The sequence below is a fragment of the Bradyrhizobium sp. DN3 genome, from assembly GCF_041357655.1.
Classification (GTDB): Bacteria; Pseudomonadota; Alphaproteobacteria; order Rhizobiales; family Xanthobacteraceae; genus Bradyrhizobium.
The window spans coordinates 38,636-59,873 of sequence record NZ_JAULLN010000015.1; the positions used below are offsets into that span (position 1 = coordinate 38,636).

The window sequence follows — 21,238 nt, forward strand, 5'->3', positions numbered from 1 at the left end:
GTTACTTCCTCGATCTCTAGGCGAATTATTGTCCGCTTTACCACCCGCCTCTAACAGGAGGACGGCGGACAACGCACATGCCGTGAGGCCAATAAGTGCGGCCCGCCCCACGCGGAGGTGGCACGATGCGCAACGAGACGATCGCTATTCACGCCGGCTACGAACCGGAAGCCACCACGCACGCCGTCGCCGTGCCGATCTACCAGACCGCGGCCTACGCCTTCGACAGCGCCGATCATGGCGCCGCGCTCTTCAATCTCGAGGCCGAGGGCTTTCGTTACAGCCGGATCGCCAATCCGACCAGCGCGGTGTTGGAGAAGCGCATTGCGCAGCTCGAAGGCGGCGTCGGCGCGCTCGCGGTTGCGACCGGCCAGGCGGCCCTGCATTTCGCCTTTGTCAATGTCGCCGATCATGGCGGCAACATCGTTTCCGTGCCGCAGCTCTACGGCACCACGCACACGCTGCTCTCGCACATCCTGCCGCGGCAGGGCATCACCGGCCGCTTCGCCGAGAGCGACAAGCTAGATGCGATCGAGAAGCTGATCGACGAGAATACCCGCGCCGTGTTCGCCGAGACCATCGGCAATCCCGCCGGCAATGTCTGCGACATCGAGGGGCTGGCGAAAATCGCGCACGCCCACGGCGTGCCGCTGATCGTCGACAACACGGTCGCGACCCCCATTCTGCTCAAGCCGTTCGACTACGGCGCCGACATCGCCGTGCATTCGCTGACCAAGTTCCTGGGCGGCCACGGCACCACGCTCGGTGGCGCCATCGTCGATTCCGGAAACTTCCCGTGGGCGAAATACGCCGACCGCTTCCCGGCTTACAACAAGCCGGACGCGTCCTATCATGGCCTCGTCTATGCCGAACGCTTTGGCAGGACCGCCTATATCGAGCGCGCGCGCAGCGTCTATCAGCGCACCATGGGCTCGGTGCTCTCGCCGTTCAACGCCTTCCTGCTGCTCCAGGGCATCGAGACCGTGGCGCTGCGCATGGAGCGTCACGTCGAGAACGCCCGCAAGGTCGCCGAATTCCTGCGTAATGATCCGCGCGCCGCCTGGGTCAATTACACGGGTTTCCCGGACAGCCCCTATTATCCGCTGGTGCAGAAATATCTGAACGGTAACGCCTCCTCGCTGTTCACCTTCGGCATCAAGGGCGGCATGGAAGCCGGCAAGACTTTCTACGATGCGCTGAAGCTGATCACGCGCCTCGTCAACATCGGCGATGCCAAGTCGCTCGCCTGCCATCCGGCCTCGACCACGCACCGGCAGATGTCGGCAGAGCAGCAGCGTGTCGCTGGTGTCTTGCCGGAGACGATCCGCCTGTCGATTGGCATCGAGCATTCCGCCGACATCATCGAGGACATCGACCAGGCGCTGGAAAAGGCCTGTCCGTCGTCGCGCCTCCAGGCCGCGGAGTAGGCCAGGGCGCCGATGACGATCTTGATCGACAGGGATCAAGTGATGTCGAGCCCGGCACTGGTGCCGGCCGGGGGTGATCTCGCGCTTGATCGGGGCGGCGCCGAGCTGACCATCGGGCTGATCAACAACATGCCGGACCCGGCGCTGAAGGCGACCGAGCGACAGTTCATGAAGCTGCTCCAGGCCGCCGCGGGCCCGCGCCGCATCCGCTTCCACTGCTTCTCGCTTCCTTCCGTGAAGCGATCGCCGGAAGCGAAGTGGCACGTCGAGAGTGAATATTCCGATCTTGCGGATCTCAAGCGCCAGAGATTCGACGGACTGATCGTGACCGGCGCCGAACCGGTCGCGCCGGAGCTCGACCAGGAGCCGTACTGGCGCGATCTGACCGACCTCGTCGACTGGGCCAAGATCAACACACGCTCGACGATCTGGTCGTGCCTCGCCGCGCATGCGGCGGTGCTGCATCTCGACCGTATCGAACGACGGCGGCTGCCGGCCAAATGTCACGGCATCTTCGACTGCGAAGCCGTAGCGCATGATCCCCTGACGCGCGGTGCGCCTGCGCCGCTCAAGGTCTCGCATTCGCGCCTGAACGAGATCGCCGAGGACGACCTCGTTCAGGCCGGATACCAGGTGCTGACACGTTCGGAGGAGGCTGGCGTCGATGTCTTCGTCCGCCAATATGCCAGCCGCTTCGTGTTCTTCCAGGGCCACCCGGAATATGATGCCCTATCGCTCCAGCGCGAATATCTGCGCGACATCGGCCGCTATCTCGCGCGTGAGCGCGAGAACTATCCGAACCTGCCCGTGAGTTATTTTGACGCAGCGACGGAAGAGAAACTGGCCCGCTTCGAGAAACAGGCGCGGCACCAGCGCCATCCGGCGCTCACCAACGAATTGCCTGCGCTGAATTTGCGCGCCGATATCGCCGCCGGCAGCGCAGCGGCGGCATTGTTCCGGAACTGGCTGCAATATCTCGGCGCGGATGCCGACGCGCCGGTCTCGGTGCGCTAGCCAAAGGGATGTTGGTTTCGCGTTAGGATTACTTGAGCGTTAGGCTTGCCTCAACCAGCGCACGAATGTTTCAGTAGAGAAATACGAAATCGCAGGAAACGCAGCGTGTGGTCGGAACTCCAGGGACGCGTGAGCAATCGGCTGGCCCGGCATTTCCGCGCCGCGCCGCACCGGTTGCCTGCGCGCGCGCCGATCGTGAGCTTCACCTTCGACGATGCCCCCGATAGCGCCGCAGGCGAAGGTGCCGAGCTCCTGGAGCAGCATGACGGTCGCGGCACGTTCTACCTCTCCGGCAGCTTGATCGATCAGCCGTCGGACCATTGGCATGGGCTGTCGAATGACGCGATCGTGCGGCTTCACCGGACCGGTCACGAGATTGCCTGCCACACCTTCTCGCATCAGTGCGCGGTCGATCTCGACGCGGCCGCTATGGCGCGCGAGATCGAGCGAAACCGCAACTATTTCCGCAGCATCGATTCCTCGATCGTGCTGCAGAACTTCGCCTATCCGTATGGCCTCGCCTCGGTCTGGCGCAAGCCGCAGCTTACAAGGGCCTACCGTTCGGCGCGCGGCATCCTTCCCGGCGTTAACAGCGACGTCATCGACCTCCAGTTCCTGCGCGCGTCGCCTTTGATCGATTGCGAGATCGATGCGGCCGGCATCGACCGCTATTTCGATGAGGCGGTCGAAAGCGGCGGCTGGCTGATCTTCTACGGCCACGACGTCGCCAACGCGCCGAGCCCCTTTGGCTGCACGCCGCAATTGATGCGCCATGCGCTGAAGGCGGCCCGGAAACGCAATATGCCGATCGTGACGGTCGCGGAAGCTTTGCGACGGATCGGGGTGTAGCGGTTTTCTTCCTTCTCCCCTTGTGGGAGAAGGTGGCGCGAAGCGCCGGATGAGGGGTTGTCTCAGCATAGTAGTCTCTATCGAGTTCGCGGATAGAACCCCTCACCCGCCGAGCTTCGCTCGGCACCCTCTCCCGGAAGGGGAGAGGGAAGACTGCCTTTGCCCCGCAAACGGCCTTGCCACGCCCGCGTCAGCATGCGACTGGCCTTGTGACGAATCCACGGCCTTGTTCCAGACACGCCCATGTCCTCCCCTTCCACCGCTCCACTGCCAGCGCCGGCCAACGGCCGCGATGCGTTGTCGGTGCTGCATTCGGTGTTCGGACTGCCGGGGTTCCGCGGCGCGCAGGGCGAGATCATCCGGCACGTGACGGATGGCGGCAATTGTCTGGTGCTGATGCCGACTGGCGGCGGCAAGTCGCTCTGCTATCAGCTCCCCTCACTGCTGCGCGAGGGCTGCGGCATCGTGGTCTCGCCGCTGATCGCGCTGATGCGCGACCAGGTCGCCGGCCTGATCGAAGCCGGCGTCAACGCGGCCGCGCTGAACTCGTCGCTGACTCCGCAGGAGGCCTCGGCGGTGGAGCGCCGCCTGATCGCGGGCGATCTCGACCTGCTCTATGTTGCGCCGGAACGGCTGGTGACGCCGCGCTGCCTCTCGATGCTGGCGCAGGCGAAGGTGGCGCTGTTCGCGATCGACGAAGCCCATTGCGTCTCGCAATGGGGCCATGATTTCCGGCCCGAATATGTCGGTTTGTCCATCATCGCCGAGCGCTTTCCCGACGTTCCGCGCATCGCGCTGACCGCGACCGCCGACGAGCTGACGCGCAAGGAGGTCGTGGCGCGGCTTCAGTTGACGGGCGCCCCGCAATTCGTCTCCAGCTTCGACCGGCCCAACATCCGCTACGAGATCGTCGACAAGCGCAATGCGGTGTCGCAGCTGAAGGAATTCATCCGCGAGCGTCACATGGGCGATGCGGGCGTGGTCTATTGCCTGTCCCGCAACCGCGTCGAGGAGGTCGCAGCCGCGCTTCAAGACGCCGATATTGCCGCGCTGCCCTATCATGCCGGCCTCGATAGCAGCGTGCGTTCGCGGAACCAGGACCGCTTCCTCAACGAAGACGGCATCGTCATCGTTGCGACCATCGCGTTCGGCATGGGCATCGACAAGCCCGACGTGCGCTTCGTCGCCCATCTCGATCTGCCCAAGAGCATCGAGGCCTATTATCAGGAGACGGGACGCGCCGGCCGCGACGGCAAGCCGTCGGCCGCCTGGATGGCCTATGGCCTCTCGGACATCGTGCAGCAGCGCCGCATGATCGACGAATCCAACGCGTCCGACGATTTCAAGCGGGTCTCGATCGGCAAGCTCGACGCGCTGGTCGGTCTTGCCGAGACTCCGCACTGCCGGCGCCGGCGGCTGCTCGCCTATTTCGGCGAGATCGTGATGGGCGAGAGTTGCGGCAATTGCGATAATTGCCTGACGCCGCCGAAGATGCGCGACGGCAAGGTGCTGGCGCAGAAGCTGCTGTCCTGCGTCTACCGCACCGGGCAACGTTTTGGCGCGATGCACCTGATCGACGTGCTGGTCGGGCGCCTGACCGAGAAGGTGACGCAGTTCCGCCACGACAAGCTGTCGGTGTTCGGCATCGGCCGCGAGCTCAACGAAAAGCAGTGGCGCACGGTGCTGCGGCAATTGGTGGCAATGGGGCATTTGCAGAGCGACAGCGAAGCATTCGGCGCGCTGAAGCTGACGGATTCTTCGCGCGGCGTGCTGCGCGGCGAAACGGCGGTGTGGCTGCGCGAGGAAGCGCCCGGCACCCGCATCCGCTCAAGCCGGGCCAAATCGCGCCGCGGCGACCTCGCGCTCGCGGCGAGCGCGCCGCAAGGCGATGTCGATCCCGAATTGCGCGCGCGGCTGCGCTCCTGGCGTTCCGACATCGCCCGCGAGCGCGGCGTGCCCGCCTATGTCGTGCTGCACGATGCCACCATCGACGGCATCGTCCGGGCCTGGCCGACGACGCTGGACGAACTGCGCAACGTGCCCGGCATCGGCGACAAGAAGCTCGAGCATTACGGCGACGAACTGCTGCAGATCATCAGGACGAGGTAGGGCAACGCAGCGTTTGTTGTCGCGCTCAACTCCCTCCCACGTCATCCCGGACAAGCGTAAGCGCAGGTCCGGGATCCATAATCACAGGAAGAAGTTGTTGCGGCAGGCTGGCAACCACGAGTCTTCGCCAAACGAGGCGCGGTGGTTATGAGTCCCGGCCTTCGCCGGGACGACAGCTGTGTATGAGGCGGGAGCTGAGTGCCTCACCCATTCCGGAACGCGTACGCATACCCGTTCAGCGCAGGCGCGCCGCCGAGATGGGCGTAGAGGATCTTCGCGCCCTTCTCGAAATAGCCTTTCTTCGCAAGATCGATCAGGCCCTGCATCGACTTGCCCTCGTAGACGGGGTCGGTGATCATGCCTTCGAGCCGCGCGGTGAGGCGGATCGCTTCCTTGGTCTCTTCCGACGGCACGCCATAGGCGGGATAGGCATAGTCCTCGATCAGCACGACGTCATCGGCGACGAGCTCCTTGCCGAGCTCGACGAGCTTGGCCGTGTTCTGCGCGATCTCGAGCACCTGGGCCTTGGTCTGGCTAGGGGTGAACGATGCATCGATGCCGATCACCTTGCGGGCGCGGCCGTCGGCGGCGAAGCCGACCAGCATGCCGGCATGGGTCGAGCCGGTGACGGTGCAGACGACGATGTAGTCGAACTTGAAGCCGAACTCTTTCTCCTGCTTGCGGACTTCCTCGGCGAAGCCGACATAGCCGAGGCCGCCGAATTTGTGCACGGAGGCGCCGGCGGGAATCGCGTAAGGCTTGCCGCCCGCCGCCTTCACCTCCTCGATCGCCTGCTCCCAGCTCTTGCGGATGCCGATGTCGAAGCCGTCATCGACCAGGCGCACGTCGGCGCCCATGATGCGCGAGAGCATGATGTTGCCGACGCGGTCATAGACCGCGTCCTCGTGCGGCACCCAGGCTTCCTGCACCAGACGGCACTTCATGCCAAGCTTGGCGGCGACCGCCGCGATCATGCGGGTGTGGTTGGACTGCACGCCGCCGATCGACACCAGCGTGTCGGCGTTGGACGCGATCGCGTCCGGAATGATGTATTCGAGCTTGCGCAGCTTGTTGCCGCCATAGGCAAGGCCCGAATTGCAGTCCTCGCGCTTGGCATAGACCTCGACCTGGCCACCGAGATGTTTTGACAGCCGCTCCAGCTTCTCGATCGGTGTCGGGCCGAAGGTGAGCGGGTAGCGCGCGAATTTTTCCAGCATCATGGGTCATTCCGGTTGGCGTTGAGCTGGCCGCAGCAACTAGCATCTGAGGCAGGAAATGTGCTCTCAAATGCGGCGGCAATATCGCGACATAGCTTGCGCAATTTACGCCTAGCGGGTCTAATCATTCCAGAATTCCGCTTGGAAATGAAAGCTTCTTCCATGTCCGCCCGACTCGATCGCATCGACCTTAAGATATTGCGATTGCTGCAGAATAACGGCCGGCTCAGCAACGCCGAGCTGGCCGAAACCGTCGCGATCAGCCCCGCCACCTGCCATCGCCGTACCCAGCGCCTGTTCGAGGACGGTTTCATTGCGACTGTGCGCGCCATGGTGGCACCGAAGAAGGTGGCGAAGGGCACGCTGGTGATGGTCGGCGTCGTGCTCGACCGCTCGACCCCGGAGAGTTTTGCCACTTTCGAGCAGGCGATCGCAAAATTGAAGTTCGTGCTCGACTGCCATCTCGTCGCCGGCGATTTCGACTATTTCCTCAAGATCCGCGTCGGTGACATGGAGGATTTCAACCGCATCCATGGCGAGCAGCTGATCGCGCTGCCCGGCGTGCGCCAGACCCGCACCTTCTTCGTGATGAAGGAAGTCGTCGACAACGCGCCGCTCGAATTCTGAGCGGGCCCGTCACGGCAACTTCACTTGCCTTGCTCGTGCCTGCAGGCGAGCCTCGCATCTTCTCAACGAGGAGATCCCCGCCGTGCGCCTTCCCATTCTCGATCCCAAGGATCTGACCGACGAACAGAAGCCGCTCTATGACGACATGCGAGCCGGCATCAAGGACCACTTCAAGGGTTTTGTGAACATGCGCGACGACGGCGCGCTGCTCGGCCCCTGGAATCCCTGGATCCGCGAGCCGCGCTTCGGCAAGCCGGTGTGGGAGCTGGTCAAGGCGATCGCGTCGAACCCGCTGCTGCCGGCGCCGGTGCGCGAGGTCGCCATCCTCGTCACCGGCTCGCATTTCCGCTCCGGCTACGAGCTCTATGCCCATGTGCTGGTCGCCGAGCGGCGCGGACTGTCCGACGAGAAGCTCGCGACTATCGTCGCCGGACAGCGGCCGGTTGATCTCACCAGGCAGGAGGCCGTCGCCTATGACGTGGCGTCCGCGCTGGTCGGTGGCGGCGTTCTGCCGGAATTGACCTGGCGCGCCGCCGTGAAGGAGTTTGGCGAGCACGGCGCGGCCGAACTCTCCTACCTCGTCGGCGTTTACTGCATGGTCTCGGTCACGCTCAACACGTTCGACGTACCGGTGCCGGACTAGCTTGCCACATTTGCGCTTCTGGACCGGGCGGAAGTGGAGCGCTACCTTGTCGCACGCATTCGCCACTCATGATTGCAAGCGCAAAAGAAACAGGACAGGGCAACAGGAAATGACAGCCATGAAAACGTCACGCCGCATCTTGCTCACTGGACTGGCGGGGCTCGTCGTCGCTCCGACCGCAGCGGTAGCCACCGCGCCGCAGCTTGCCACGGACGACGCCACCGTTGCCGAAGAGCGCTTTGCGCGCATGATTGCAGCAGCTCATGCGCCTGACCTTGCTTGTGCGCGCCAGGCCGAGCGCTATGCGGACGCGCATTGGCCTGAATACGTGATCGCGGCGCGTGCGGTGATCGGCGCAAGGGCGTGATGCTGCTTTCTTCGTCCACAACGGGATGAGGGGAAAGACCTCACCTCGCGACCGCGCGCCTGACCTGCTCGCCGATCTGCGATAGCATGAGCTGCGCCTGCGGCAGGATCGCGCCCATGGCGTGGAAATTGTGGACCATGCCGTCGTGGCAGACATGCTCGACGACGACGCCCGCGGCGAGCAGCTTGCGGGCATAGGCATTGCCTTCGTCGCGCATGGGATCGAACTCGGCGGTGTGGATGATCGCCGTCGGCAGGCCTGTGAGCCGCGTCGCGCGCAGGGGCGAGACGCGGGGATCGGCGGCATCCAGGCCGCCCGGCAGATAGTCGGCGAGATCGGCTTCGATGGTGGCGCGATCGATCAGATGACCCTCGGCGAATTCCTCGCGCGAAGGCGAGGTCTCTTCGAAATCCAGCACCGGGCAGATCAGGCATTGCGCGACGATGGAGAGGCCCGCGTTCTGAGCCGCCTCCTGGCACACGATCGCAGCCAGCGTGGCGCCGGCAGAATCGCCGCCGACCACCAGCCGTTCGGCATCGATGCCGAGTGTTGGTGCTTCGCGCGCGACCCATTCGGTGGCGGCAACCGCGTCGTCGACGGCGGCGGGAAATCTGTGCTCGGGCGCGAGCCGGTAGTCGACCGAGACGAGGCGGCAGCCGGTCGCATGCGCCAGCGCCGCCGCGATGCGGTCATGCGTGGCAATGCTGCCGGCGACGAGGCCGCCGCCGTGAAAGAACACGAAGCCCGGCGCGCGTTCACCGGCGCTTGCGGGCGCATAGAGGCGATAGGGCAGCTCGCCGCCAGGGCCGGGCAGCCTGCCGTCGGACGTCGTCACATCCGGCGCATCAGCGCGCGCGAACTGCATCAGCTTGGCCAGTGACTGCCGCCGTGCCTCCACGCTCGGCCGGCTTCGTGCCTGCGGCGCGGCGGCAGCCACCATGGTCAACAAGCGCTTTGCGAGCGGATCGAGCGGCATGAGATTTTCCTTCTCCCCTTGTGGGAGAAGGTGGCGCGAAGCGCCGGATGAGGGGTCCGTATCCGCATAGAACCTCTATCGAGTTCGCGAAGAGAGACCCCTCACCCGGCTTCGCGTGCCGCGAAGCCACCCTCTCCCACAAGGGGAGAGGGTAACTTACCCAATCTCCGCAGCAAATCGTTTAGAAATTGGGACAATAGTGCCCGGATATTTCCAAGGGGAGGCCGGTCATGGCCGAGATCAAGAAGCCGATCGAATATTCGCCGAGCTGGACCTTCTTCGAGGGCAAATGGCACGACGGCAATGTGCCGATCATGGGCCCGCGCACGCATGCGGCTTGGCTCGGCTCGATCGTATTCGACGGCGCGCGCGCGTTCGAGGGTGTGGCGCCCGATCTCGACCGCCACCTCGCCCGCGCCAATCAATCGGCGGTCAATTTTGGCCTGAAGCCGGTGGTCGATACCGACACCTGGCTCACGCTCGCGCGCGAGGGCATTGCGCGCTTTGCGGCCAATGCCGAGCTCTATGTCCGTCCGATGTATTGGGCGCAGAACGGTTCGGGCGGCGGCGTGCTGTTCGACCCCGAGACCACCAATTGGTGCCTGTGCATCTACGAGGCGCCGATGCCAAAACCCGTCGGCAACGCCATCACGCTGTCGCCGTTCCGCAGGCCCACCGCCGAATGCGCCCCGGTCGAGGCCAAGGCCGCCTGCCTCTATCCGAACAATTCGCGCGCGTTGGCGGAAGCCGCCTCGCGCGGCTTTCAGAACGCGTTGATGCTCGACATGCTCGGCAACGTCGCCGAGTTCGGCAATTCCAATGTGTTCATGGCCAAGGACGGCGTGGTCTACACGCCGGTGCCCAACGGCACGTTCCTCAACGGCATCACGCGCCAGCGCGTTATCAGCCTGCTTCGCGGCGACGGCATCACCGTGGTCGAGAAGACGCTGCGCTATGCCGATTTCCTCGCCGCCGACGAGATCTTTTCATCCGGCAATTTCGCCAAGGTCGCGCCGGTTGTCCGCATCGACGAGCGCGAGCTGAAGCCGGGCCCGTTCTACACCCGGGCGCGAAAACTCTATTGGGACTTTGCGCATGCGGTGAAGCTGGCGGCTTGAGCTGCGAGCTCCGTCATTGCGAGCGCTTTCGCGCCACTCACTCCGCTGTCATCGCCCGGCTTGACCGGGCGATCCAGTATTCCAGAGACGGAAGTGATTGATCGAGAGGCCGCGGCGTACTGGATGCCCTGGTCCCGGCTCCGCCAAGGCTACGCCGGGGCCACAAGGGTGCTCGGCCGCCGAAGCTTTAGCGAAGGCGGCAAGCCGGGGCATGACAGTGACCTTTAGCTGCGCTTTTGAAAACGGCTGAACTGAAATGCCTGCGTCGAATCCCACGGCGTGTGATGCGTCTCGCGGCGCGTTTCGATTAGCTCGAACTCCGCTCCCAACTCTGCCAAAAGGCTCGCGCTGTCATGTCGCTGCACCGGCAGACCGCTGCATTTCTCCGGGCCGTCGGGCGCGAACGTCGCGATGATGACGTGACCGCCAGGCGCAAGTGCCAACCGCAGGCGCTCGACATAGGCAGCCCTGTCGCGGGCATCGGTCAGGAAGTGAAACGCCGCGCGATCGTGCCATAGATCGTATGTCTTTGCCGGGCGCCATGTCGTGGCGTCGGCAACGATCCACTCGACCGCTGACGCGGCGGCGCCGAGTCGCTTCTTCGCTAGGTCAAGCGCGTTGGCAGAGAGATCCAGCACGGCGATATCGCGATATCCGTCCTGCAACAGAGCATCGACGAGCCGCGATGCGCCGCCGCCAATGTCGATGATGGCGGCCTCGGGGTCTAGGTTGGCTGCTCTGATCATCGCGAGCGAGGTCGTCGGGCTGCTCTGAAACCAGCTGACCTCGGCCTCGCCCTTGGTGGCGTAGACGTTGTCCCAATGCGCGCTTCGATCGGACATGGCGGCATGCCTCTCCAGCGTCGTCCTGGCGAAAGCCAGGACCAATTATCACCACTCGATGTTGTGGTCGCAATTTGCGGCCTCAGCCCGCATCAACAACCACCGCCTCGGAGTATGGGTCCTGGCCTTCGCCAGGACGACATTGGGAAGCAGTCGGTCAAAGCGGCCGATCGTCCGCCCGTGGCACGGCGGGTTGGCGCCAATGAGAGGACCTACTCGTCCTTCTTCGACATCCGCTCGAGGCGTTCCTGCATTTCCTTCATCTGCTGGCGCAGATCGTCGATGTTGCTGTCCTTCGGCGCCTCGGCATTGGCATCGGGCTCCGGCTCCGCGCCGGCCGCCGGGCGAGGCGCGGCGAAGGGCTTGAACATCGAGAAGGTCTGCTGGAATAGCTCCATGTTGCGGCGGACCTGCTCCTCGAGCGGAGCAAAGGGTGTGCCGGACAGCGTGTTGGCGATCTGCTTACGGAACTTCTCCTGCTCCTGGGTCAGGGTCGCGATCGACTGTTCCAGATATTTCGGCACCACCATCTGCATGCTGTCGCCGTAGAAGCGGATGAGCTGGCGCAGGAAGGTGGTCGGCAGCAGGTTCTGGCCGGCCTTGTTCTCCTGCTCGAAGATGATCTGGGCGAGCACGGAGCGGGTGATGTCGTCGCCGGTCTTGGCGTCGTAGACCAGGAAATCCTCGCCGTCCTTGACCATGGCGGCGAGGTCCTCGAGCGTCACATAAGTGCTCGTTCCGGTATTATAGAGCCGGCGGTTCGCGTATTTCTTGATGGTGGTGGGTTGGTCTGATTTCGCCATGGGCTCTCACTTGCAAGCGCGGAGAACAGGAACCCGACGGGCAATGCCGCAGGGCGGGAAGAGTACGCAACGCAACAAAATAAGCATTTTCAAAGGGGTCACGCTACCGTTTTGTGCGCCACGGTTAATCGGGCAGCAAAAACGTGCTTGCGAAAGCGCCAAGAACACTATTTTGAATGCGCTGCGGCATGAATTCGGTCTCCGGCCGATTGACATGCCGCAACGACGTTAACAGGATGCCGTCCGAGACTGGCGAGCCGTTTTCCCAGCCCCGCCTGCCCCCAATCAACCTCAGGAGATGCCCATGTCAGACGATGTCGTCATCGTCAGCGCCGCCCGCACCCCGGTCGGAAGCTTCAACGGAGCGTTCGCGACCCTTCCCGCCCACGATCTCGGCGCCATCGCCATCAAGGCGGCGCTGGAGCGCGGTGGCATCGAGCCCGGCCGCGTCTCGGAAGTCATCATGGGTCAGATTCTGACCGCCGCTCAGGGCCAGAACCCGGCCCGCCAAGCCTCGATCGGCGCCGGCATTCCGGTGGAGAGCCCGGCCTGGGGCGTCAACCAGCTCTGCGGCTCCGGCCTGCGCACCGTCGCGCTCGGCTACCAGGCGCTGCTCAACGGCGATTCCGAGATCGTGGTCGCCGGCGGACAGGAGTCCATGAGCATGGCCCCGCACGCCCAGCATCTGCGCGGCGGCGTCAAGATGGGCGGCCTCGAATTGGTCGACACCATGATCAAGGACGGCCTGTGGGATGCCTTCAACGGCTATCACATGGGCAACACCGCCGAGAACGTCGCGCGCCAGTGGCAGATCACCCGCGCCCAGCAGGACGAGTTCGCGGTCGCCTCGCAGCAGAAGGCCGAGGCCGCGCAGAAGGCCGGCAGGTTCAACGACGAGATCGTTCCCGTCACCATCAAGACCCGCAAGGGTGACGTCGTCGTCAACGCCGACGAATATCCGCGCCATGGCGCGACGCTCGACGGGATGGCCAAGCTCAAGCCGGCCTTCGAGAAGGACGGCACGGTCACCGCGGGCTCGGCTTCCGGCATCAATGACGGCGCTGCCGCCGTGGTGCTCATGACCGCGAAGCAGGCCGCCAAGGAAGGCAAGAAGCCGCTTGCGCGCATCGTGTCCTGGGCGCAGGCCGGCGTCGATCCGAAGATCATGGGCTCGGGCCCGATCCCGGCTTCGCGCGCCGCGCTGAAGAAGGCCGGCTGGAGTGTCGGCGATCTCGACCTGATCGAGGCCAACGAAGCTTTCGCGGCGCAGGCCTGCGCCGTCAACAAGGACCTCGGCTGGGACACCTCCAAGGTCAACGTCAATGGCGGCGCGATTGCGATCGGCCATCCGATCGGTGCATCCGGCGCGCGCGTGCTGGTGACGCTGCTGCATGAAATGCAGAAGCGCGATTCGAAGAAGGGTCTTGCCACGCTGTGCATCGGCGGCGGCATGGGTATCGCGATGTGTCTGGCGCGCGACTGAGGAAAGCCTGACACGTAACTTACGCGTCATTTGCGCGTGCGCTGCACACATCAGTGAGTGCATTGCACGCGATTAAAAAGGCGGCGGTTGCAAATCAAATATTCTTCGCAACTGCGCATGCCTCGACTAAAGAGAAACGCCCGGCTCATGCCGGGCGTTTTGTTCTTGATGTCCGTCAAACGTCCCGCATAATCCGCAGTTAAAAAACGATCGCGTCAGAAACGTCCGAAGAGTCCAAGGGAAGGAATACGATATGGCACGTGTTGCATTGGTCACGGGTGGTACGCGGGGCATCGGTGCTGCGATCAGCAAGGCGCTGAAGGCGGCCGGCTACAAGGTTGCGGCGAGCTATGCCGGCAATGATGCTGCGGCGGAGAAGTTCAAGGCCGAGACCGGCATCGCGGTCTACAAATGGGACGTCAGCAGTTTCGATGCCTGCGCCGAGGGCGTGAAGAAGGTCGAGGCCGAGGTCGGCCCGATCGACGTGCTCGTCAACAACGCCGGCATCACCAAGGACGGCGCCTTCCACAAGATGAGCCTCGAGCAGTGGAATGCCGTGATCGGCACCAATCTCGGCTCGCTGTTCAACATGTCGCGCCAGGTCATCGAAGGCATGCGCGGGCGCAAGTTCGGCCGCATCATCAACATCTCCTCGATCAACGGCCAGAAGGGCCAGTTCGGCCAGGTGAATTATTCCGCGGCGAAAGCCGGCGAGATCGGCTTCACCAAGGCCTTGGCGCTGGAGAACGCCAAAGGCGGCGTCACCGTGAACGCGATTTGCCCCGGCTACATCAACACCGAGATGGTGCAGGCGGTGCCGAAGGACGTGCTGGAAAAGGCGATCCTGCCGCTGATCCCGATCGGCCGTCTCGGCGAGCCCGAGGAGATCGCACGCGCCGTCGTGTTCCTCGCCGCTGATGAGGCCGGCGCCATCACCGGCTCGACGCTGACCGTCAACGGCGGCCAATACATGGTGTGATGCACAGGCATCACGCGGACTGATATTGGCAACATCGCCATGCCCGGGCTTGTCCCGGGCATTTGTCCATGCACTGTCATTCCTGGGCGCCGCGACAGCGGCGAACCCGGAATCTCGAGATTCCGGGTCCGGCGCTACGCGCCATCCCGGAATGACGAGGCCTTCCACAATGACTCCCCGCACCGCGACGCTGATCGGATTGACCGCGATCCTGATGTGGTCGCTGCTCTCAGTGATGACGGTGGCGACCGGAAAGATTCCGGCATTCCAGCTCGCCGCGATGACCTTCGCGATCGGCGGTCTCGTCGGCCTGCTCACCTGGATCGGTCGCCGCGAGGCGGCGAACAGCCTGCGCCAGCCGCTCGTCGTCTGGGTCGTCGGCGTCGGCGGCCTGTTCGGCTATCACGCGCTCTATTTCCTCGCGCTGCGCTTCGCGCCGCCGGCTGAAGCAGGCCTCTTGAATTATCTCTGGCCGCTGCTGATCGTGCTGTTCTCGTCCTTCCTGCCGGGCGAACGGCTGTTCCTGCATCACATCATCGGAGCCGTGCTCGGTCTCGTCGGCACCGTGCTGCTGTTTGCCGGCAATAGCAGCGGCTTTGCGCCGGGGGCGGTGCCGGGACTGGTCGCGGCTTTCATCGCCGCTTTCGTCTGGGCGAGTTATTCGGTGCTGTCGCGGCGATTGAAGACGGTGCCGACCGATGCGGTCGCCGGATTCTGCCTCGCGACCGCGGCGCTCGCCGCGCTGATGCACGCCGCGCTCGAGACCACCGTCTGGCCGGAGACCACGCTGCAATGGCTTTCCGTGGTCGCGCTCGGCATCGGTCCCGTCGGTGCTGCCTTCTACAGCTGGGACATCGGCATGAAGCGCGGTGACATCCGCGTGCTCGGCGCCGCCTCCTACGCGACGCCGCTGCTCTCGACCGGCTTCCTCATCGCCGCCGGCTTTGCAAAAGCCAGCACCAACATCGCCGTCGCCGCCATCCTGATCGCCGGCGGCGGCCTGATCGCGGCGAAGGACATGGTGCTACGGAAGCGCTGATTGTCATTCCGGGGCGCGCGAAGCGCGAACCCGGTATCCATTTATCCGCGTCATTGGTGCCGAGATGGATTCTCTGATGCGCAACTGCGCATCATAGTTCGCCGGTTGCGCGGCGCCCCGGAATGACTGTGTGGAGCTACGGCTCCCAGCCCTGTGGCGCGAGCTCGAAGGTCGCGAACTCGAACGCGGGCGCGACGGTGCAGCCGACCAGGGTCCACTCGCCCGTCGTCTCCGCCATCTGCCAGGCATTTGCCGGCACGATCGCCTGCGGCCGCTGGCCGCTGACGAGGTCCGTGCCGAGCTGCACCTCGTGCTGGGAGCAGCCGTCATGCGCGATGCGCAGCGTCAGCGGGCTGCCGGCGTAATAGTGCCAAGTCTCGACCGCATCGATGCGATGCCAATGCGAGCGCTCGCCGCGCGCGAGCAGGAAGTAGATCGAGGTTGAGCGCGAGCGTCCTTGCGCGTCGGTCGCCTGGTCGCGAAACGTCTCGCGGTAGTGCCCGCCTTCAGGATGCGGTCGGAGCTCGAGGCGGGCGATGATCTCGGCTGCGGTCGGCATCGGTCCCCGTCAGGACTTGTTCTTCAAGATTTGTTCTTGCGCTCGCGCAGCTCGCCGAACACCGCGGCGGCATCCGCGCCCTTCATGTGCAGCCTGGCGGCGACCGAGGGCTCGTCGGCGCGCAGGAACACGTTTGCACGCTTCTCGTCGCCGAGCAGTACGGGAATGGTCGGTTTGTTCTCGGCCCGCAGCTTGGCGACCTCCGCCGCGCGGGCCTGGAGCGCCGCATTGTCAGGGTCGACGGTCAGCGCGAATTTGACGTTGGATGCCGTGTATTCGTGGCCGCAATAGAGCTTGAAGTCGTCGGGCAGGGCCCGCAGCTTCAACAGCGAATCCCACATCATCGGATAGGTGCCTTCGAACACGCGGCCGCAGCCGATCGAGAACAGCGTGTCGGCGGCGAATACGGTCTTCTCATTGTCGAACACGTAGGAGACGTGGTCGAGCGTGTGGCCGGGCGTCTCCACGACGCGCGCCAGCAGGTTGCCGATCTTCACCACGTCGGCATTGGCGACGCGCAAATCGACGTTGGCAATCTTCGTGGTCTTGTCATGCGGCGCGACGACGCGGCAATTGAATTTCTGCTTGAGTTCGGCGACCCCGCCGACATGATCGCCGTGATGATGGGTGATCAGGATGTCGGTGAGTTGCCAGCCCTCGCGCTCCAACGCCTTGAGGATGGGACCTGCCTCCGGGGCATCGATCGACGCCGTCGCCTTGGTTTCCACATCGTGGATCAGATAACCGAAATTGTCGTTTAAACAGGTGAAAGTACGAATTTCGGCGGCCATGACATCTCCATCGGGCTCAGCCCCGCCAGACAAATATGGCGTTAACGTTGCGCAGGCAATGCAATATTCCGCGCGCGGCGGCGGCCTTACGCATGTTACATTGCCGTCATGACCATCGACGTCGTCGACCTCCGCGAGTTCTATTCCCGCCGCCTCGGGATCGTGGCGCGGCAAATGATCAATCGCGGCATCAGGCAGCGCTGGCCGGGCGCCGAGGGTCAGCGCGTGCTCGGCATCGGCTACCCCACGCCCTATCTCGGACTGTTCCGCGAGGATGCCGAGCGCTGCATCGCGTTCATGCCGGCGGCCCAGGGCGTCCTGAAATGGCCGACCGGGCGGCCCGCGCTGGCCTCGCTGGTCGACGAGTTCTCGCTGCCGCTTCCTGACGCCGCGGTCGACCGCATTCTGCTGGTCCACGCGCTGGAGATGTCGGACGATCCGGCTGCGCTGCTGCGCGAAGTATGGCGCGTGCTGGCGCCGTCCGGCCGCGTCATCGCCGTGATCCCGAATCGGCGTGGGGTGTGGACGCGCACCGACAGCACGCCGTTCGGCCATGGCCGGCCCTATTCGCGCTCGCAGATCACCGAGCTGCTGCGTCAGACCTGGTTCACGCCGACGGCCTGGGGCGAGGCGCTGTTCATGCCGCCTTACGCCGGCGGCTGGGTATTGAAATCGGCGCAGATGTGGGAGCGCGCCGGCGCGGCACTGTCACTGCCCTTTGCGGGCGTGCACATCGTCGAAGCCACCAAGCAGGTCTACCGCGCCATCCCCGCCAAGCGCGAGCGGGCACGGCTGATTCCCTCATTGGCGAAGCCCGTGCTGGTGCCGTCCTCGACGACGGTGACACGGAGCTGAGCCATCGGCGTTGCCGCGAAGACGGTGCGCTCCCTCTCCCGCTTGCGGGAGAGGGGTGGGGAGAGGGTGCCTCCGCAGAGAGATTCGCCAAGAGGAGAGAGCCCTCACCCGGCGCCATAGCCGATGCAAAGCATCGGCGTTTTTCAAGAACGGCGGCCGAGGCCGCCTAATGCCGACCTCTCCCGCAAGAGGTGCAACTCAGCCAACGCGCATTGCCAAAAACAAATCGTCCCGGCGTGGCCGGGACGATGCAGTTCACGAAATCGGAAGAAGCTTACTCGCCGGTCGCGAGATCGTCGCTGGGCGCGACCGGAGCGGCTTCGCGCTCGGGACGCGGGCCATGCGGCCGGCGGCGCCGCCGCGGATAGCGTTCGCCACCGCCGCCGCCACCCTCGAAGCCGCCCTGGCCGCCATTTGCGCCGACATTCACTTGTGGCTGCGCGCCGGTGATGAAGGAGGGCAGGCGATCGACGCTGCCGGCATCGGAGATGACGGGCTGCGGCTGATTCTGCGGCTGCGGCTGATATTGCGGTTGCGGACGATGCTCGCGTTCGCGGTGCTCGCGCGGCTGCTGCTGATCGCGCTGATAGGGCTGCTGGTTGTCGCGCGGCTGATGATCGCGCTGATGGTGATCACGCTGGCCATCGCGGTCGCGCATGAAAGGCTGCTGCGGCGGCTGCGGGACGAAGCCCGGCTCCTGGCCGAAGGCCGAGAAATTCTCGCCATCGTCCTCGCTGTCGTCGCTGCTGGCGATGGGCTCGTCACCGCGCGGCTGCTGCTGATTCTGGCGGAACTGCTCCTGGGCGGCCGCGATCAGGCGGAAATAATGCTCGGCATGCTGGTAGTAGTTCTCGGCCGCAACGGGGTCGCCGGAGGAGCGCGCATCGCGCGCGAGCTGAAGATATTTTTCAGCGATGTGCGAAGCCGTGCCGCGGATCTTGATGTCGGGCCCGTTGGACTCGAAGACCCGGGTCATCGGGTTCTGACCGCGCCGGTTGTTGTTGTTATTGTTGTTGCGGTTGCGCATCCGCTGCTTGTTCTGACCGTTTCTCATGTCCTGCCTTTAATTCCAGCCCTAAAGGTTGCACGCATTACTGATTGCTCGGAGTGACCTGGTGACAGCGGTTCACGGTTCTCGCACGCACCGCGTGCAAGAGCAGCCTGAACCCTGCCGATGTTCGTCGACCGTCGCGTTCAACAAAGACGCGTTCCCCACCCGCCAGCATTCATTGCCAGCGAACCCATTCATATCGCCTGCCGAAACAGGCCCAGCTTTCTTGCGTAAGTCTTCAAGCGCAATAGGCTTTCGTTCACGTTGCGGTCGGAGAGCAGCGCAGCTCCACTGGCCATCGCGCTCAACAGGACCTGCGGCTTGGAACCTATAATCAGTAAAGCTCTCGCCCGAGAGCCCGGCTTTCGCCCGTAGGTCTACGGGGCCGGCACCGATGTGTTGACCGAAACGTAGTCGTTCCCACGGGATATTCCAAGAGGTTTTTACGGGCCAATCCGGCTTTTATGGGGGCATTTTTCGGGCCGAAACGGCCCGCGGAATGCCCGCCAGATCGGCCTTGGGTGGCCTGTCCAGCACTAACGCGGCAGCCGCCATCAAGGTTTCAATATTTCGGGCCTGGCCCTGTCCGGCCTCGACGATCAGCGCGCCCCCGGGGGCGAGGCGTTCGCTCGCCTGCGGGATCAGGGCGCGATAGGCGTCGTATCCGTCATTGCCACCGTCGAGTGCCAGATGCGGATCGTGCTCGCGCACCTCGATGCTCAATTTCGGGATTTCGGCCGAGGGAATATAGGGCGGGTTCGACACGATGAGATCGAACGGGCCCGAGAGCGCCGCCGCATAGGAGCAGGCGACGAAGGCGGCGCGGTCGGCGAGGCCGAGAGCCCTGGCATTGTCCCTGGCCGTGACGAGCGCGGTCAGGCTGAGGTCGGTGCCGACGCCGAAGGCATCAGGAATTTCGTGCAGCAGCGCAAGCAGGATCGCGCCGGATCCGGTGCCGATGTCGGCGATGCGGGGTGGATGAGATGCCTTCTGCTCGCGAAGGATTTCGAGTGCGAGCTCGACCACGGTCTCGGTATCGGGACGCGGGACCAGGGTCGCTTCGGACAGGCGAAATGGCAGCCCCCAGAATTCGCGTGTGCCGAGAATGCGCGCCACCGGCTCGCCGGCGATGCGACGCTGTAAATGCTGTGCGAGCCGCGACGCCTCGGCTTCCGTGAGGGGGCGGGCGGCCTGCGCGATCAGGCCAGTGAGGTCGAGGCCGAGCACCGCACCGAGCAGGATGCGGGCATCGAGCTCGGCTTCGTCGAGCTGGGCCGATCTCAATTGCGTGGCCAGCGTGCGCCGCACGCTCTCGATCGATTGTCCGGTGAAGGGATTGCTCACGCGTCAGGCCGCCGCGCCCTGCGCGGCGAGCTGCGCGGCCTGGTGCTCTGTGGTCAGCGCGTCGATCAGCTCGCCGAGTGCTTCCCCCGCGATCACCTGCGGCAGCTTGTAGAGCGTCAGATTGATGCGATGGTCGGTCACGCGCCCTTGCGGGAAGTTATAGGTGCGGATGCGCTCGCTGCGGTCGCCGGAGCCGACCTTCTCCTTGCGCTCGGCCGAACGCGCGGCATCGACGCGCTGGCGCTCGGCGTCGTAGATGCGCGAGCGCAGGATATTCATGGCGGAGGCGCGGTTCTTGTGCTGCGAGCGGCTGTCCTGCATCATCACCACGATCCCGGTCGGGATGTGGGTGATGCGGATCGCCGATTCGGTCTTGTTGACGTGCTGGCCGCCGGCGCCCTGCGCGCGCATGGTCTCGATACGCAGATCCTCGTTCTTGATGTCGACGTCAACATCCTCGACCTCCGGCAGCACCGCGACCGTCGCCGCGGAGGTGTGAATGCGCCCCTGCGTCTCCGTATCGGGCACGCGCTGCACCCGGTGTACGCCGGATTCGAACTTCAGCTTGGAGAATGCGCCGCGGCCCTGCACCTCGGCGATGATCTCCTTGTAGCCGCCGACGGTGCCTTCGCTGGCCGAGATCACCTCGACCTTCCAGCCCTGAAGGCCGGCGAAGCGCTCGTACATCCGGAACAGATCGCCGGCGAACAGCGAAGCCTCGTCGCCGCCGGTGCCGGCGCGGATTTCCAGCACCACGTTGCGGTCGTCCATGGCGTCCTTGGGCAGCAGCGCGACGCGGATCTTCTGGACCAGCTCCTCGATCTTTGCGGCGAGCTCGTCGCGCTCGGCTTCCGCCATGCCGCGCATCTCGGCATCGGTCGCGGGATCGGCGATCAGGGCTTCGGTATCGGCGAGCTCCCTGACCGCGGAACGATAGGTCTTCACCGCCTCGATCAGCGGCGTGATCTCGGCGAGCTCGCGCGTGATCTGCACATAACGGTCGGAGGCGAGCTGGCCCAGCGATTCGGCCTCGAGCGAGGCGTGATGCGCGAGCAGGACGTCCAGTTTGGCTTCGGGGAGTGACGACATCGGTACAGTCTCAAATGGGCGGACGGAGGCGAGGAGAGCGGAAGCGGCGCCAGGCT

At 64.6% G+C, this 21,238-nt stretch carries 21 protein-coding genes; 12 read left to right on the plus strand and 9 right to left on the minus strand.

The genetic code is table 11. The annotated features are described in order from the left end of the window. Window positions 1-125: 125 nt before the first annotated feature. The 4 genes from AAE027_RS22060 (at window position 126) to recQ (ending at window position 5,399) form a co-directional block, all read left to right on the plus strand. Window positions 126-1,427 carry an O-acetylhomoserine aminocarboxypropyltransferase/cysteine synthase family protein gene (locus tag AAE027_RS22060; protein ID WP_370990117.1) on the plus strand — a complete coding sequence of 434 codons (1,302 nt, stop codon included), beginning with the start codon at window positions 126-128 and terminating at the stop codon, window positions 1,425-1,427. A 12-nt stretch (window positions 1,428-1,439) separates the two neighbouring features. Further along, complete coding sequence (gene metA / locus AAE027_RS22065) at window positions 1,440-2,441, plus strand: homoserine O-succinyltransferase MetA (RefSeq protein WP_370990116.1); 1,002 nt, start codon at window positions 1,440-1,442, stop codon at window positions 2,439-2,441. A 105-nt stretch (window positions 2,442-2,546) separates the two neighbouring features. Then, on the plus strand, window positions 2,547-3,290 hold the full coding sequence (locus AAE027_RS22070) for a polysaccharide deacetylase family protein (protein WP_370990115.1): 744 nt from the start codon (window positions 2,547-2,549) through the stop codon (window positions 3,288-3,290). A 243-nt stretch (window positions 3,291-3,533) separates the two neighbouring features. Then, entirely contained in the window at window positions 3,534-5,399 is a 1,866-nt protein-coding gene (recQ, locus tag AAE027_RS22075) for a DNA helicase RecQ (protein WP_370990114.1), read from the plus strand. Window positions 5,400-5,602: 203 nt separating this feature from the next. Here the strand turns inward: recQ and AAE027_RS22080 are convergent, their stop codons facing one another. Further along, window positions 5,603-6,616, minus strand: coding sequence for a 1-aminocyclopropane-1-carboxylate deaminase (locus AAE027_RS22080; protein ID WP_370990148.1), 1,014 nt, complete (start codon window positions 6,614-6,616; stop codon window positions 5,603-5,605). 162 nt (window positions 6,617-6,778) lie between these two features. Between AAE027_RS22080 and AAE027_RS22085 the strand changes: the two genes are divergently transcribed. The 3 genes from AAE027_RS22085 to AAE027_RS22095 all read left to right on the plus strand — a co-directional run bounded on the left by AAE027_RS22085 (window position 6,779) and on the right by AAE027_RS22095 (window position 8,253). Continuing rightward, the gene (locus AAE027_RS22085; protein WP_091893785.1) at window positions 6,779-7,243 is read left to right on the plus strand and encodes an Lrp/AsnC family transcriptional regulator; all 465 of its coding nucleotides are present in this window, start codon (window positions 6,779-6,781) and stop codon (window positions 7,241-7,243) included. Window positions 7,244-7,325: 82 nt separating this feature from the next. Continuing rightward, window positions 7,326-7,886: a carboxymuconolactone decarboxylase family protein gene (locus AAE027_RS22090; protein WP_370990113.1), complete on the plus strand. Its 561-nt coding sequence runs from the start codon at window positions 7,326-7,328 to the stop codon at window positions 7,884-7,886. A 118-nt stretch (window positions 7,887-8,004) separates the two neighbouring features. Beyond that, window positions 8,005-8,253, plus strand: coding sequence for a hypothetical protein (locus AAE027_RS22095; protein ID WP_370990112.1), 249 nt, complete (start codon window positions 8,005-8,007; stop codon window positions 8,251-8,253). A 40-nt stretch (window positions 8,254-8,293) separates the two neighbouring features. Here the strand turns inward: AAE027_RS22095 and AAE027_RS22100 are convergent, their stop codons facing one another. After that, window positions 8,294-9,229 carry an alpha/beta hydrolase gene (locus AAE027_RS22100; RefSeq protein WP_370990111.1) on the minus strand — a complete coding sequence of 312 codons (936 nt, stop codon included), beginning with the start codon at window positions 9,227-9,229 and terminating at the stop codon, window positions 8,294-8,296. 230 nt (window positions 9,230-9,459) lie between these two features. Between AAE027_RS22100 and AAE027_RS22105 the strand changes: the two genes are divergently transcribed. Continuing rightward, window positions 9,460-10,347, plus strand: coding sequence for a branched-chain amino acid aminotransferase (locus tag AAE027_RS22105; RefSeq protein WP_370990110.1), 888 nt, complete (start codon window positions 9,460-9,462; stop codon window positions 10,345-10,347). Window positions 10,348-10,571: 224 nt separating this feature from the next. Here the strand turns inward: AAE027_RS22105 and AAE027_RS22110 are convergent, their stop codons facing one another. Both AAE027_RS22110 and phaR read right to left on the minus strand, forming a co-directional pair. Then, window positions 10,572-11,189 carry a class I SAM-dependent methyltransferase gene (locus AAE027_RS22110; RefSeq protein ID WP_370990109.1) on the minus strand — a complete coding sequence of 206 codons (618 nt, stop codon included), beginning with the start codon at window positions 11,187-11,189 and terminating at the stop codon, window positions 10,572-10,574. 212 nt (window positions 11,190-11,401) lie between these two features. Beyond that, window positions 11,402-11,992, minus strand: coding sequence for a polyhydroxyalkanoate synthesis repressor PhaR (gene phaR, locus AAE027_RS22115; RefSeq protein ID WP_091893773.1), 591 nt, complete (start codon window positions 11,990-11,992; stop codon window positions 11,402-11,404). 304 nt (window positions 11,993-12,296) lie between these two features. On the opposite strand from phaR, the gene AAE027_RS22120 reads away from it, so the two are divergent. From AAE027_RS22120 to yddG, 3 genes are all read left to right on the plus strand, one after another. Then, a complete protein-coding gene (locus AAE027_RS22120) occupies window positions 12,297-13,475 on the plus strand; it encodes an acetyl-CoA C-acetyltransferase (RefSeq protein ID WP_370990108.1) in 1,179 nt (392 codons plus the stop codon). 253 nt (window positions 13,476-13,728) lie between these two features. Further along, window positions 13,729-14,454: an acetoacetyl-CoA reductase gene (gene phbB, locus AAE027_RS22125; RefSeq protein ID WP_091893769.1), complete on the plus strand. Its 726-nt coding sequence runs from the start codon at window positions 13,729-13,731 to the stop codon at window positions 14,452-14,454. A gap of 169 nt (window positions 14,455-14,623) precedes the next feature. Then, complete coding sequence (gene yddG, locus AAE027_RS22130) at window positions 14,624-15,493, plus strand: aromatic amino acid exporter YddG (protein WP_370990107.1); 870 nt, start codon at window positions 14,624-14,626, stop codon at window positions 15,491-15,493. A gap of 136 nt (window positions 15,494-15,629) precedes the next feature. Here the strand turns inward: yddG and AAE027_RS22135 are convergent, their stop codons facing one another. Together AAE027_RS22135 and gloB are read right to left on the minus strand one after the other, a co-directional pair. Further along, complete coding sequence (locus tag AAE027_RS22135; RefSeq protein WP_091893764.1) at window positions 15,630-16,052, minus strand: cupin domain-containing protein; 423 nt, start codon at window positions 16,050-16,052, stop codon at window positions 15,630-15,632. A gap of 23 nt (window positions 16,053-16,075) precedes the next feature. Beyond that, on the minus strand, window positions 16,076-16,843 hold the full coding sequence (gloB, locus tag AAE027_RS22140; protein WP_370990106.1) for a hydroxyacylglutathione hydrolase: 768 nt from the start codon (window positions 16,841-16,843) through the stop codon (window positions 16,076-16,078). A gap of 108 nt (window positions 16,844-16,951) precedes the next feature. On the opposite strand from gloB, the gene AAE027_RS22145 reads away from it, so the two are divergent. Beyond that, the gene (locus AAE027_RS22145; RefSeq protein ID WP_091893760.1) at window positions 16,952-17,698 is read left to right on the plus strand and encodes a class I SAM-dependent methyltransferase; all 747 of its coding nucleotides are present in this window, start codon (window positions 16,952-16,954) and stop codon (window positions 17,696-17,698) included. A 274-nt stretch (window positions 17,699-17,972) separates the two neighbouring features. Here the strand turns inward: AAE027_RS22145 and AAE027_RS22150 are convergent, their stop codons facing one another. The 3 genes from AAE027_RS22150 to prfA form a co-directional block, all read right to left on the minus strand. Next, window positions 17,973-18,752 carry a DUF4167 domain-containing protein gene (locus tag AAE027_RS22150; protein ID WP_370990105.1) on the minus strand — a complete coding sequence of 260 codons (780 nt, stop codon included), beginning with the start codon at window positions 18,750-18,752 and terminating at the stop codon, window positions 17,973-17,975. 459 nt (window positions 18,753-19,211) lie between these two features. Further along, window positions 19,212-20,093: a peptide chain release factor N(5)-glutamine methyltransferase gene (gene prmC / locus AAE027_RS22155; RefSeq protein WP_370990104.1), complete on the minus strand. Its 882-nt coding sequence runs from the start codon at window positions 20,091-20,093 to the stop codon at window positions 19,212-19,214. 3 nt (window positions 20,094-20,096) lie between these two features. Continuing rightward, a complete protein-coding gene (prfA, locus tag AAE027_RS22160) occupies window positions 20,097-21,182 on the minus strand; it encodes a peptide chain release factor 1 (RefSeq protein WP_370990103.1) in 1,086 nt (361 codons plus the stop codon). Window positions 21,183-21,238: the final 56 nt, after the last annotated feature.

Coding starts and splice junctions, on each gene's coding strand:
- AAE027_RS22085 (WP_091893785.1), top strand. CDS start 6,779: ATGTCCGCCCGACTCGATCGCATCGACCTTAAGATATTGCGATTGCTG.
- AAE027_RS22080 (WP_370990148.1), bottom strand. CDS start 6,616: ATGCTGGAAAAATTCGCGCGCTACCCGCTCACCTTCGGCCCGACACCG.
- recQ (WP_370990114.1), top strand. CDS start 3,534: ATGTCCTCCCCTTCCACCGCTCCACTGCCAGCGCCGGCCAACGGCCGC.
- AAE027_RS22100 (WP_370990111.1), bottom strand. CDS start 9,229: ATGCCGCTCGATCCGCTCGCAAAGCGCTTGTTGACCATGGTGGCTGCC.
- metA (WP_370990116.1), top strand. CDS start 1,440: ATGACGATCTTGATCGACAGGGATCAAGTGATGTCGAGCCCGGCACTG.
- AAE027_RS22145 (WP_091893760.1), top strand. CDS start 16,952: ATGACCATCGACGTCGTCGACCTCCGCGAGTTCTATTCCCGCCGCCTC.
- prfA (WP_370990103.1), bottom strand. CDS start 21,182: ATGTCGTCACTCCCCGAAGCCAAACTGGACGTCCTGCTCGCGCATCAC.
- AAE027_RS22095 (WP_370990112.1), top strand. CDS start 8,005: ATGAAAACGTCACGCCGCATCTTGCTCACTGGACTGGCGGGGCTCGTC.
- gloB (WP_370990106.1), bottom strand. CDS start 16,843: ATGGCCGCCGAAATTCGTACTTTCACCTGTTTAAACGACAATTTCGGT.
- phbB (WP_091893769.1), top strand. CDS start 13,729: ATGGCACGTGTTGCATTGGTCACGGGTGGTACGCGGGGCATCGGTGCT.
- yddG (WP_370990107.1), top strand. CDS start 14,624: ATGACTCCCCGCACCGCGACGCTGATCGGATTGACCGCGATCCTGATG.
- AAE027_RS22110 (WP_370990109.1), bottom strand. CDS start 11,189: ATGTCCGATCGAAGCGCGCATTGGGACAACGTCTACGCCACCAAGGGC.
- phaR (WP_091893773.1), bottom strand. CDS start 11,992: ATGGCGAAATCAGACCAACCCACCACCATCAAGAAATACGCGAACCGC.
- AAE027_RS22120 (WP_370990108.1), top strand. CDS start 12,297: ATGTCAGACGATGTCGTCATCGTCAGCGCCGCCCGCACCCCGGTCGGA.
- AAE027_RS22105 (WP_370990110.1), top strand. CDS start 9,460: ATGGCCGAGATCAAGAAGCCGATCGAATATTCGCCGAGCTGGACCTTC.
- AAE027_RS22150 (WP_370990105.1), bottom strand. CDS start 18,752: ATGAGAAACGGTCAGAACAAGCAGCGGATGCGCAACCGCAACAACAAT.
- AAE027_RS22060 (WP_370990117.1), top strand. CDS start 126: ATGCGCAACGAGACGATCGCTATTCACGCCGGCTACGAACCGGAAGCC.
- AAE027_RS22135 (WP_091893764.1), bottom strand. CDS start 16,052: ATGCCGACCGCAGCCGAGATCATCGCCCGCCTCGAGCTCCGACCGCAT.